This is a genomic window from Halorhabdus tiamatea SARL4B (assembly GCF_000470655.1).
GTDB classification, from domain to species: Archaea; Halobacteriota; Halobacteria; order Halobacteriales; family Haloarculaceae; genus Halorhabdus; species Halorhabdus tiamatea.
This window is the reverse complement of the sequence record NC_021921.1, coordinates 2,396,193-2,407,543: the sequence shown is the minus strand read 5'-3', so window position 1 is coordinate 2,407,543 and position 11,351 is coordinate 2,396,193. Positions and strand designations below refer to the sequence as shown.

Annotated in this window: 12 protein-coding genes and 1 pseudogene; 3 read left to right on the top strand and 10 right to left on the bottom strand. The window is 57.5% G+C overall.

Going from position 1 to position 11,351, the window contains the following annotated elements; all coding sequences use genetic code 11:
- Positions 1 to 5: 5 nt before the first annotated feature.
- A complete protein-coding gene (locus HTIA_RS11870) occupies positions 6 to 455 on the top strand; it encodes a hypothetical protein (RefSeq protein WP_008527171.1) in 450 nt (149 codons plus the stop codon).
- Here the strand turns inward: HTIA_RS11870 and HTIA_RS11865 are convergent.
- The 9 genes from HTIA_RS11865 to HTIA_RS11835 all read right to left on the bottom strand — a co-directional run bounded on the left by HTIA_RS11865 (position 452) and on the right by HTIA_RS11835 (position 8,765).
- On the bottom strand, positions 452 to 1,165 hold the full coding sequence (locus tag HTIA_RS11865) for an RNA methyltransferase (RefSeq protein ID WP_008527172.1): 714 nt from the start codon (positions 1,163 to 1,165) through the stop codon (positions 452 to 454). The two genes, HTIA_RS11870 and HTIA_RS11865, sit on opposite strands and share 4 nt — an antisense overlap.
- Complete coding sequence (locus HTIA_RS11860) at positions 1,162 to 1,695, bottom strand: hypothetical protein (RefSeq protein WP_008527173.1); 534 nt, start codon at positions 1,693 to 1,695, stop codon at positions 1,162 to 1,164. Before HTIA_RS11860 ends, HTIA_RS11865 begins: the two co-directional genes overlap by 4 nt.
- 1,720 nt (positions 1,696 to 3,415) lie before the next feature.
- A complete protein-coding gene (locus HTIA_RS16425; RefSeq protein ID WP_148290959.1) occupies positions 3,416 to 4,570 on the bottom strand; it encodes a hypothetical protein in 1,155 nt (384 codons plus the stop codon).
- 141 nt (positions 4,571 to 4,711) lie between these two features.
- Positions 4,712 to 6,016 carry an IS4-like element ISHti13 family transposase gene (locus HTIA_RS11850; protein WP_008528742.1) on the bottom strand — a complete coding sequence of 435 codons (1,305 nt, stop codon included), beginning with the start codon at positions 6,014 to 6,016 and terminating at the stop codon, positions 4,712 to 4,714.
- 72 nt (positions 6,017 to 6,088) lie between these two features.
- On the bottom strand, positions 6,089 to 6,541 hold the full coding sequence (locus HTIA_RS11845) for a hypothetical protein (protein ID WP_148290958.1): 453 nt from the start codon (positions 6,539 to 6,541) through the stop codon (positions 6,089 to 6,091).
- Positions 6,538 to 6,975: a hypothetical protein gene (locus HTIA_RS11840; RefSeq protein ID WP_008525818.1), complete on the bottom strand. Its 438-nt coding sequence runs from the start codon at positions 6,973 to 6,975 to the stop codon at positions 6,538 to 6,540. The genes HTIA_RS11845 and HTIA_RS11840 overlap by 4 nt, the downstream gene beginning before the upstream one ends.
- A gap of 5 nt (positions 6,976 to 6,980) precedes the next feature.
- The gene (locus tag HTIA_RS15955) at positions 6,981 to 7,244 is read right to left on the bottom strand and encodes an HAD family hydrolase (protein WP_008525820.1); all 264 of its coding nucleotides are present in this window, start codon (positions 7,242 to 7,244) and stop codon (positions 6,981 to 6,983) included.
- Position 7,245: 1 nt separating this feature from the next.
- Positions 7,246 to 7,578, bottom strand: a complete 333-nt coding sequence (locus HTIA_RS15950) for a hypothetical protein (protein WP_158413126.1) — start codon at positions 7,576 to 7,578, stop codon at positions 7,246 to 7,248.
- 140 nt (positions 7,579 to 7,718) lie between these two features.
- Entirely contained in the window at positions 7,719 to 8,765 is a 1,047-nt protein-coding gene (locus tag HTIA_RS11835; RefSeq protein ID WP_008525824.1) for a VWA domain-containing protein, read from the bottom strand.
- Positions 8,766 to 8,940: 175 nt separating this feature from the next.
- Between HTIA_RS11835 and folP the strand changes: the two are divergent.
- Positions 8,941 to 9,780: pseudogene (folP, locus tag HTIA_RS11830) on the top strand (dihydropteroate synthase); the annotation flags it as partial.
- 35 nt (positions 9,781 to 9,815) lie between these two features.
- Complete coding sequence (locus HTIA_RS11825; protein WP_008526639.1) at positions 9,816 to 10,520, top strand: 6-hydroxymethylpterin diphosphokinase MptE-like protein; 705 nt, start codon at positions 9,816 to 9,818, stop codon at positions 10,518 to 10,520.
- 19 nt (positions 10,521 to 10,539) lie between these two features.
- Here the strand turns inward: HTIA_RS11825 and HTIA_RS11820 are convergent, their stop codons facing one another.
- Positions 10,540 to 11,316 carry an RNA-binding protein gene (locus HTIA_RS11820; protein ID WP_008528699.1) on the bottom strand — a complete coding sequence of 259 codons (777 nt, stop codon included), beginning with the start codon at positions 11,314 to 11,316 and terminating at the stop codon, positions 10,540 to 10,542.
- Positions 11,317 to 11,351: the final 35 nt, after the last annotated feature.

Sequence of the window (11,351 nt, the reverse complement as noted above, 5' to 3'; positions counted from 1 at the left end):
TCCCAATGTACTCCCGTGCCCACGCCGTCATCTCGCTTCTCGTCGCTGGCGGTATCGTCCTCGCCGAGTCGGTCGTTCTGGCTGGCGAGCCGACGGTCGCCCCCGCCATTGCAGTGGCCTACGGCGTGGCGCTGGGCGTGCTGATCGACCTCGATCACTTCGTGCTGGCGTGGGCGCTCTCTGGCAGCCTCGACCCACTCCGTCGCGTTCTCCGAGCACCCTGGATTGTGGTCACTGATCCCTCAACAATATTCGAAGCGGACGAACTCGGTCCCTACCACCGGCTGATCAGCCACGTCGTCATCGCGGGCGTGTTGGTGCCCGGCGTCTGGCTGGCGGTCGATCCGTTCCTCGGCATTCTCTCGGCGGCAGTCCTCTATGCGCACTTGTTGGCCGATCTGTTCGCCGATATGCGGAACTTCGAGACGATCCCGGCCGACAAAACCCGACCCTAGTCCTCCAGTTTCTGCTCGACCCGTCGGAAGAGCCCCCGCAGCGTCCGAACCTCCCGGCCCGTGGGATGGGCACGGCCGATCACCCGCCGGAAGAGCCGCCCGGCCTTCGCCCGTTTCTCCTCGGGATGGTCGATCGCCGCGAGGAAGCCCTCGAACTGATCGTGCAATCCCTCGATCGCTGGCTGATCGGCCCGATCAGTGATGTCGGGCAGCTGGGTCTCCTCGACGGTCAGCGCCCGGAGTTCGTAGAGGACGATCGTGGCGGCCTGGCCCAGGTTCAGGACGGGATAGTCCTCGCTGGCGGGGATCGAACAGATCTGATCTACTTCGGCGAGTTCCTCGTTGGAGAGGCCGACGTCCTCGCGGCCAAAGACCAGGCAGACGTCGCTGTCGATCCCCTTGAGTTCCTCGACGAGTTCCCGCGGCGTCACGAACGGATACCGGACGTGCTTGGTCGCGTCCTCGTTGGTGATCGCCGTCGTCGCGACGGTGTGGTAGTTGTCGACGATCTCCGCGAAGGAGACCACGTCGGCGCTGGGCATGATGTCATCGCGGGCCTGGCCGGCGTAGCCGTAAGCTTCCCCGTCGGGATCGAGTTCGGGCGGGTCGACCAGTTTGAGATCCGAGAGGCCGAAGTTCTTCATCGCGCGGGCGATCGTCCCGACGTTGCCCGGCGTCTGGGCATCGACGACGGCGACGCTCACGTTCATTCGTCGATATCGAGGTCGAGATCCTCGACGTCGGCGTCGAGTTCCTCCCGTTCGGATTCGTCCATCGCACAGAGTTCGTCCTCCAAAGATTCGAGCGCGCCCGGATTCACGTCGGGAAGTTCGTCGCGATCCTCCTCGACGTGCTCCAGGCCGCCGTAGCCCGCCGGGGCGCGCCCGCCGCTGTCGAACCACGCCTGGAAGGCGTTGGCGAGTTCCGGCTCGCCGGCGAGGTCGCTGCCGCCTTCCTCGCGATACCAGTAGAGGAAGTCCGACTCGTGGGGGCCACACAGCAACACGGTCCCGGTCGGCTCGCCGTAGACGATGCTGCCGACGTTGCACTCGGCGACGTTTGCCTCGCCGTGCTCGAGGTAGCAGGCGTCACACGGTTCGCCGACCAGCGCGGTGAGCCGGAGGATCCGACTCCGTGTGTCCGGCGGCATCTCGACGAGCGTCTTGAGCGACCCATCGTCGTCGAACACGTCGTCCTCCTCGAAGCGCCAGCCGCGCAACCCGATCGAAACCTTGGCCATACGCGGGGTACTCGCCTGGCGACCAAAAAGAGCGCGCTGTCGGGACGGTTGTTTGAGGCTGTGGTTCTGAGCCGGCAGATTTTGGGGAGGGTGTTAGAAGAATCTAGCCAGAGGATCTATTGTGTGTGAAGTTACTTTTATTATTCATTTCGTATGGTCGACGTGTAGTTATCAGATAAGGACCCGAAATGATGGAACCACTCTGAAAGCCCTCGCCAGTTTCGGTCCCGCGACTCTCACGGCTCCCACGGTCGCCGTTCGAGAGATCCGAGACGCTCACTCTGTTCGCGTCTCGCGCTCGCTGCGCGCTTCGGGCACTACGCGCCCTGCAGTGCTTACGTCGTCGGGGTTCCCGAAACTGGCTCGCCCTTTCAATCCACCAGGATTCGGCTGAGTAGCCGGCAGAAAGTAGCTCTTTGACCGGTTCTTATCTGAACACCGGCGGTCGACTCCTTTCATTAGGATTGTACATTTGTCCCGAAATATAGATTAGTTTCATACCAGGGGTATTCCACCCTTCCATTTTGCAGTCACATATAGCGGTACCTCTGGGACCGTTGTATTGACCGTATGTGTCTCTCCTAGTATTGTTATGTTCTCACCAAAGATCTCCTTTGTAACACTTTTATTTTCATTGGCCTTGTTTAGACGCTCAAATTGTGGCGGTATAGAGCCTCTATTCGAATATTGCAGAAGGCCCTCGGACTGCTGGCAGCCTGCAACTCGCTGCGCTCCTCACTCTCCCTTCGTTCGGTCGCTCCGGTGCTTGCACCGTTTCGGCTCGCAACCTGGGCAGTCAGTGAACACCGACCGCTTTATAACGTGGCGGCGGGGAGACGGCGTCGCCGTCTTCATTCGAGGCGGTGCAACCGCCTCGCGGCCGCCACACTTGCTCTATTCGAGCGAAGCGAGAATATGTCACGCAGCGTCCGCGAGCCACGTTTCCGACCGACGAGAGGCAACGAACCGAGCGAGCGGGAGGAACGCAGTGACGACACGCAAGCGGGTTAGGGCTTTCTACCGCTCCACAATAGCGGCCGTGAACGCGGTGAAATCAAACGTCTAAACAATGCCAAAATTGATGGCAAAAATACTCGCAAAGAAATTGGATGAGAAGTACAGCATCACATAAAAAGCGGCTCAGTGGGTAAAAAAGCCGTCAATGAAGTGAAGTCCCACTTTCTCCACTTTCCGGCCGGCTACACGTCTAGTCGCAACTTCATGCCCCGTCCTTAGATCAAAATCAATGCGTATATCACTGTGGTGTTCGATTCAACACATCATTCCTTACATTGAGTGGTAATGTGTCCCCTGTATTGGTCCAGTTTTGCCCGTAGTATCCATCCGACCCTTTGGTTAAATACTGGATCCTGACATTACGATTACTCCAAATATCTGGGGAGGAAAACAAGATATACTTCGGTCTTTGTGGATGTGAGATGTTTATCTTGATTTCCTCAGTAGTGTTATACGTCCCCTTGTTTTTGAGAAATATCGCCTCTCCTTCCGAGCTATAGCCAATTACACTAAAATTATCAACACGTACGTCCGTCCCGGACGAGCGAGAGCTGATCCAAGCCTCTATCCGCAGGTCACCTTCCTTTGGGTCGCTGATGTCTCCGTAAAAATCTAAATCCACTACCGAGTCTTCAGGATAGTCAGTAAAAATACAGCCAGAGAGAGATTACCAAGACCACCACTACAGTGTATGTTTTGACTTTCATGGTGTTCTTGTTGTCAATAGTTCTTCTATTGAAAAGGCGTAGAAAACCACCCCGCTATCTTCGTGAATCAGACTAGGATTATAACCGCTTACCATTATACTCCACCATGCATCGCCATTCCGTTGAATTCTCTCTGGTGTTCTATCTTCCAGTCCATCATCTCCTTTATCATTGACACTGTCTGTTCTTCCACTATATATTTCTCCATTATTTAGGGCAGCTCGTGAATAATCATCATCTGCCCGTCCGATCTGGAGAGAGTGTGCGATTTCGTGAAGGGCGAGGTTTGCCATCCGTAATTGCCAACCGTTCGTATATGTGGACTTCTTCACTAAATCGGTATGGCCATTTTCGAGTTTACTCACGGTATTTCCTTCTCCGTCGGTGAAGAGCGCCATTGCACGATCAATTGGAAGATTAATCCCACCACTGTCAGACGTGAACATACCATCTCCCTTTTCAGCGACAAACAGATAATCCGTTGCTTCCGGTGAACTCTCCGTCTTCGCTAAGATTTCCAGCCCGAGCGAATCCAGTCCCGAATCAAAGCGCGGAATTATCTCGTCTCTCATAATGTCGACATCGATCCCATAGAGCCGATAATTCTGCTCAATACCTCGTTCCCACTCGCTCCGGTTTAGCTCAAGCCGGGAGCGACTTGAGAAATCGACTTCCACACTTAGTGATGGATGAGGGGTTGAGCCAGATCCACGTACCCCATTGCTATTTGGATCGGTGCCCCAGTGTAATTCACCAACATGAATGTTCGAATGATATCGTTTCCCATCGATTCTGGCTGATGCCCAGGGGGCAGCCTGTTGACTGGAACTCACTTCATGAAGTCCGACTTGTTCTTCGACAATTTCCGCACCACGGATTCCGTAAATCGTATTACCTGCGTGATTCGTGCGTGTGTCGTCTTCGTCTCGCAGGTGTTCCCGATACAGAATCACGTTGTCCGAATACTCGACACCATGGACGCCGATCCAGCCGTCCCAGTAGCCGTCGTCGTCCGTGTCTGGATTCAGTGGATCAGTCGGTTCTTCTAGTATGTTCGCCTCTCTGACGTTGAATTCCGTGAACGATACAAAACCACCGGTGGTCCCTTGGGTGACTTTCGAGATCCCTTTCAGTTCTTGTCCATCGGTCAATCCATCGTCGTCAAAGTCGGGATCCCATGGGTCCGTTCCCTCCTCCAATTCACGAGTGTTTGACAGCCAGGTGTCCGTCCGCTTGGTTCCATCCAGAGCAGTGAACGTGATCCGGTTGAATAGTTCGCCATGCGTCTTTAGCTAAGCCTCAGTCCTCGGTTGTGTAGCGGTAGCGAGCGTCTCCTGTAGTATCGGTCGTTGGCTATGGATTTTCTGTGCATCTTCGATCAGCCGTTCCAACAGCGGAGGTGGCGAGTAGCCGAGGAATTCACCCAAATCGTTGAGAATGAGTTGGGCGTGCGACCGGAAGGTCGCCGCCCAACGCCCTGGAGGGAAGACAGCTTCATCATCGGCGCACTCTGTCACCAGCGACAGCAACTCACGACTCACTAACAGCGACAACAACGCCGCATACACCAGAATCTCCACAACGTGCTCTTTCGTTGTGTCGAACTCATCCAGTCCGTATTGCGTCTTGAGCTCCCGAAACAACCGCTCGACAGCCCACCGACACCGATAGATCGTCGCTAAATCTTCCGGGAGAAACTCCTCACGCGGCAGATTCGTGATGTACAGATGGTAGTCGTCGGCGTCCTCGTCGCGGACGCCGACGACGCGGAACCGCTTGGAGTCCAGCGACCGTGTTCCGTTGTACGGCCCGCGCTTGAACTCAGCCTCGACTTCCACATCGATGTATTTCCGGTAGAGATCCTCAACGACATCGTGGATCTTCTCTCCTTCCAAGGGAATGGCGTCGCCACGCCATTCCCGTAACTCGTCCGTTACAACCGGATTTGCGTCGGGTTTCAGCCGACTCACAAAGTAGCCATCGTTCTCGTCGATCAACGCGAACCGCCGGTATTTGAAATACGCCTGATCGAACAGTACCAGCCGCTGTTCGAGCCACGAGCCGGTGTTGAACTCCGTGCTGTCGTGGGCTTTCTCGTCGGTGATGCTGAATCGTTCCAGCATCTGATCGCTCGGGTTGTGGAGCAGGTGGAGCCGTGCTCCAGCCTGCTCCTCGTTGCGTCCTTCGAACTCATCGGAGAGGAACTGGTGCAGGCGCAACACCGTCCCATCAGCAATCATCACGTCTCTGAATCGGTCGAACTGGTCGGTCACAGTGTGGGGGACAGCGACCTCGTCGAGGCCGTACTCGACGAGGTCGTGGAGATACTCTGCCAACGTCGGCGTCAATCGCTGGTAGTACCCACCGGGAGACAGCGGTTTGTCAGCTGTGGAGTTGTAGCTCCGACGGAAGGCTGCGAGCGTTCGGCTCTCGCCAGTGGCGAAGCCGAACGCAAACGACCACACGAGCGGCGGGATCTGGAGCTTTCCGTCTCGTTCGATCACGCCGACAGCCTCGGCGTGATCTTCCAGCGCAGCAGAGGGAAAGAGGGTAGTGAGCCGACGTTCAATCTGATCTGAGGAGGGAGCGTTGTGCACACTCGCAACCTCCTCAATCCTCCTGCAAAGGTACCTCGATAAGCCGCTGCTGTCAGGCGGTTCTTCGCTTAGCTAAAGACGCATGAATAGTTCGCGATTACGTGAGGCGTAGTTCCAATCGAGAGAGTCGTCAGTGACGAAATCAAAGTCACTCGTCGCATCGTTCAACCCGTTCGGCCCGACCCTGATTCCTTCTGTCGCCAACCGCTCTGGAATGCCAGGGGCTTCCGCGCCGAAGCGGAATCTCGAAACCCCTCTATCCGCCTCGATCACGTCGATCATGTCGGCTTGCTCTGCAGTAATCCCATACGTCACAGGATCACTCGGATCCGTATGCGTGAATTTCTTCTCCTCGTAATCCGTCAGGTCGCCATCATCAAGATTTCCGCTATACACTTCGCTCTCGAGAAGGCAGCGAGCGAACTCAAGCGCCCCCGTCAATGGGGTACGGATTAAGAACTTCTGATAGAACGACATCGGATTTGGATCTGATTGGCTGGATCGGGATATGATGGCCAGTATCACGGTTGGGCCGGGAGCTCCGATCGGTTACTGGCCCACTGCAGATCGTAGGACACCCCTTTCCAGTCCTTGTATTCGAAGTATTCCACGGCGAAGTTGTTTTGCTGCCAAAAGTCGGGCGAATAGACGATGACATACGCTGGAATGCTCGAAGACGAGACCGAGACAGGGAGTCGCTCATCGAGCGTCCCGAGATGGACTGACTCGATCCGTTCCTCACGCTCGTCCAGCAAGTGCACCATCACGTTCTCGTAAACATACTCGTTTCCGACAGATCGGTAGAAGTGGCCCTCTATCTCGAAGCTTCCTTCTGACGCGGTGATGTTGCCATCGAATTTGACGCTCGGGTCTGGTGTGTGATCAAGTTGCTCACAGCCTGCTCCAAAGACTAGTAGCGCCGCACAGACGAGGAGGACGATCTTTCGAGTAGACGCCATAGTTCTTATCTGGGCTCCGAGGCCGTTGTGAGTTCTTCAATACTGCAGACGTGAAATTTAGTCCCATTGTGGGTGAAGAGGAGGTCGTCTTCCCAACCAGAACGCATAATACTCCAATCATCAGCTGACAGCGTGTATAGATTCTCTGGTGTTTCGTCGTCGTTATCTCCACTATACACTTCGCCACCGGGTAGCGCCCCGGTGTCTTCGGCTTCGCCGATGCCGCACGAATGGCCGAGTGCGTGGATTTCGGTCGCTTCCAGTCTCATTCTATGAACGTCCTGTTGTCGTATTCATTTCAGTTCCGGGTATGACAGGCAGGTCTTCTATCGAGCCAGCTACGTGTTCACGATAGCTCGTGTCGCTTCGATTTGTTTGAACGAAGTAATAAACCTGGAATTCGTCAACGTCCCAGAATTCTTCTGAGTATATGATAACATACTTTGGTAGACGATCGGATTGCACTGTGGTAGAAAGTGGGTCGTCTTGGAGGGCACCAAGAGGAGTTGCTGAGACGAGGGTTTTATTTTCATCATATAGGTATACCGTGACATTTCTGAATTGATGAGATTCTTGACCATAGTTGACCAACTCCCCATCCATCACAAATCCACCTTCGGAGGCATTGATCGATCCGGAAAATTCGATCGATGCCTCTTGGGAAGGACCCGACGTGTACCATGTACACCCGGAGAACAAGATCAGACCAATGGCCAGCAGTAGATGCAGTTGGTTTTTCATTGTCATGGTCGCTGGATGGTCGACAGTTCTTCGAGGCTGAAAACATGATACGCGGCGGAGTTGGATTGGAATAGCATTCTAGGCCTCCACCCAGATCGCATCAGACTCCATGCGAGCCGTTCATCCCCGTTTATCTTCACTCTTTCCAATGTGCCATCATTTTCATCGGCAGTATACACTTCACCACCGGGAAGCGGCACGGTGTCATCAGCTTCGCCGATGTGGAAGGAGTGTCCAAGCTCGTGCAGTCCCACCCCAGCCGAGACTAGCTGTAACTCGCTCGTGTATGGGGTCTGGTTGTAATCGCTCGGGTCTGCGAACGCACCTGCGTTGATGTTCTCCGTGAAGACCATGAGTGCATCGTCAGTGATTTCGCTGGCGATGGTACGTGCCCAGCCTGGCACTTCGTCGTGCGTTCTGAGGATGGCCTGGATATTCACACCTGTTGCATCCGAGTTCGGGAGGAAATCCCTCGGTGAGCCACCAGCCATGAGATACAGGTCGTGAGGCTCGTCAAGTTCGAAGTACGAGACGATGTACTCGTGCTCGAGGTCGTTGACGACGAAGTCGATCGGGTACTCTCGATACTCTTCGGCCTCTTCGCCGTCCGTGAGCTCGTCGCCGTCAGTGTGCTTGTCGGTTGCATTGGTCGGAAGCTGTCGAAGGTCCGAGCCAGTGTGACCGATCGGCAACCCGTTTTCTTCGAGGACGTCCGGCAGTCCGTCACCATCACTATCTTCGGGTTCCACTTCTTCGGTGACCCGTGAGAAGACGTTCGGCAACTCCGAGGCGTCCTCAACGTAATTGTACGTCCCGTTGGTGATCGTCGCGATATCCGAGAGTTTGTTCCCGTCGGCACCGCCGAAGCCGATCGTGTGGATCGTGATATTCCGGTCGGCGGCCGTCCGCGCCTGAGCCCGGCCGCCCGAGCCCTGGCCGTCGGTCAACAGGATCGCGACCTTCGCTCGCGTGTCGTTACAGGCTGAGACGAGATAATTGATGGTGGAACAGACGTTTGTAGACAGCCGCTGCCCACCACTTGCAGACATACTTTCCGAAATTGCATACTGAGTTAAAATGATTTTTGGCCATAATCCATTCTCATATTGATAGAGTTACTTGAATTTTTCAGAGATTTCTATCCCGGGCCCCAACAACACTGTTCGATCAAACGCCTTCGCCGGGGACCAACCGTTTTTGGCCGTCCCGGTCGTCGCTCCCACTATGCACAACGTGGACGCCGCAGGGCTCGGGATCGGCGACGACCACCCACCCCGGATCATGGGCGTGCTCAACATCAGCCAGGAGTCGCCGTACGACCCCAGCGTCTTCGCCGACCCGGAGGAGGCGGCCGCCTACGTCGAGGACATGATCGACGCCGGCGCGGACATCATCGACGTCGGCCTCGAATCGGCCAACAAACGCCTGGAGGTGCTCTCGGCTGAGGAGGAACGCGAGCGCCTCGACACCGCGATCGAGACCATCGACGCCGTCGACGGTGACGCCGTCTTCTCGATCGAAACCCGCTACAGCGAGGTCGCCGACGAGGCCCTCTCGCGTGGCTTCGACATGGTCAACGACGTCTGTGGCTTCGCCGACCCGGAGATGCCCGCCGTCTGTGAATCCCACGATGCCGCCGTCGTGAAGATGGCCAGCCCACCGGACCTCGAACGGCCGGGAGCCGTCGGCGAGACGGACTGGACCGAACGCTGCGATCCCGAGTGGGCGGCCGATGCCAACTACGTCGATCAGGTCTACGAGGCGCTCAAACAGGGCGGGTTCACCGAGAAGACGATCGTCGACCCGGCCTTTGGCGGGTGGAGCGAGGCCCAGACCCTCGAAGACGACCGCGAGACGTTCCGGCGGCTGGGAGAGTTCCGCGAGCTCGACCGGCCGATGCTGGTTTCGATCAACCGCAAGAACTTCCTCCGGGAATTCGTCGGACGATCGACCGAGGAAGCACTGCCAGTCAGCCTCGCCGCGACCGCGCTGGCTGTCGAACTCGGGGCGCACGTGATCCGGACCCACGACGTGGCGGAGACGCGAGACGCGGCGATAATCGGCCACGAGTTGGGCGTCGGTCCCGAGGCGTTCGAGTGATGGACTTTGCCACCTGGGAGCCGGTCTACGAGGCCATCCTCGCGGACTTCGGCTACGACCGGGCGGGCGACGAGCGGGCGCGGGACTGGCTGGCGTCGGTGTACGAGCGGCGAGCGGTCGAGCCATACGCACCGGACTCCGGTGCGTTCGCGGGCGAGACCGTCGCCATCGCGGGGGCCGGGCCGTCGTTGCTGGACGACGCCGAACTGGTTCGCGACGCCGACGCGATCGTCGCCGCCTCGACGGCCGCCGGCCGACTCAGAGACGTCGGTTTCGACCTCGATTTCGTGGTGACCGACCTAGACAAACACGCCGAAACGGTGCGGAAACTTACGAACGAGGGCATCCCCGTGGCCGTCCACGCCCACGGCGACAACGTAGACACACTCCGGCAGTACGTCCCGACGTTCGACCTGGCGAGTGTCGTCCCGACGACACAGGCCGCCCCGAGCGGGCCAGTCGCGAACTACGGCGGATTCACGGACGGGGACCGGGCGGCGTTCCTGGCTGACCATCTGGGTGCTGGGGAGCTCGTCTTCCCGGGTTGGGACTTCGAAGACGACTCGCTGGGCGCGGAGAAGCGGCAGAAACTCCAGTGGGCAGAGCGCCTGCTACACTGGCTGGAACAGCGTAGAGACGAGGTTTTCAGGTTGTTGGACGGACGTCGCGACGCGATCGTGACCGGGCCGCTCCCGTTCTCGTGATGGCCAATCGCGGTGGGACTCACTGCTGAAGAGCGTAGCCGAGTAGCGCACCCACAGACCCGACGACGAAGGGATAGGCGAACCCGAACGCGGCTGCTTCCAGCAGATCCGGTTCCAGGACGAGCGTCCCCAGGGTCCACCTGACGGGTAGTTCCATGAGAAAAGTCCCAGCAACGGCGAACAAGAGATAGCCGGCCGCCATCACGACGCCGAGGAGTGAGACCGTGACGTACTCGGCGTCGGCCTTGAGTGCCAGGTACCCGACCGCCGTCCCGACGGCGAGAATTGCGACGACAGGGATGGCGAAATACACCGGCGTGGGGACCGAAGTGACGGTCTGTTCCAGGATGAGATTGAACCGGACAGTCTCTTGGACACCCCCTCCGGAGAGGGTCTCAGCGCCGTTGACGAACTGTGCGTTGTAGAAGATCACCCCGATGCCGCGGAGCCGTTCGACAGTCGACCCGGCGCTCAGCGTAGCCGGGCCGACGAAGAATAGCGCGGCCATGAGAAGGTAGCCGAACAGCCACGCCACCCCGCCCGCAACGACGCCGGGGATCCACGGAACGTCCCGGAGATCAGCCAGCCAGTCCTCGGCGAGCAGTCCGTCCGTCTCCGCCACGGTATCGTCTCGTGGCGTACTCGCGTTCGTCTCCGCCGCATTATCGTCTCGTGGCGTACTCGCGTTCGTCTCCGCCGCATTATCGTCTCGTGACGTACTCGCGTTCGTCTCTGCCGCGTTATCGTCTCGTGACGTACTCGCGTTCGTCTCCGCCGCGTTATCGTCTCGTGACACACTCGCATTGACTTCGAAGACGTGCAAAAAACCTC

What these genes read in the sequence shown, in the direction of transcription:
- HTIA_RS11870 (WP_008527171.1), top strand. Translation starts at nt 6, where the DNA reads ATGTACTCCCGTGCCCACGCCGTCATCTCGCTTCTCGTCGCTGGCGGT.
- HTIA_RS11865 (WP_008527172.1), bottom strand. Translation starts at nt 1,165, where the DNA reads ATGAACGTGAGCGTCGCCGTCGTCGATGCCCAGACGCCGGGCAACGTC.
- HTIA_RS11860 (WP_008527173.1), bottom strand. Translation starts at nt 1,695, where the DNA reads ATGGCCAAGGTTTCGATCGGGTTGCGCGGCTGGCGCTTCGAGGAGGAC.
- HTIA_RS11840 (WP_008525818.1), bottom strand. Translation starts at nt 6,975, where the DNA reads ATGGCGTCTACTCGAAAGATCGTCCTCCTCGTCTGTGCGGCGCTACTA.
- HTIA_RS15955 (WP_008525820.1), bottom strand. Translation starts at nt 7,244, where the DNA reads ATGAGACTGGAAGCGACCGAAATCCACGCACTCGGCCATTCGTGCGGC.
- HTIA_RS15950 (WP_158413126.1), bottom strand. Translation starts at nt 7,578, where the DNA reads ATGGATGGGGAGTTGGTCAACTATGGTCAAGAATCTCATCAATTCAGA.
- HTIA_RS11835 (WP_008525824.1), bottom strand. Translation starts at nt 8,765, where the DNA reads ATGTCTGCAAGTGGTGGGCAGCGGCTGTCTACAAACGTCTGTTCCACC.
- HTIA_RS11825 (WP_008526639.1), top strand. Translation starts at nt 9,816, where the DNA reads ATGGACTTTGCCACCTGGGAGCCGGTCTACGAGGCCATCCTCGCGGAC.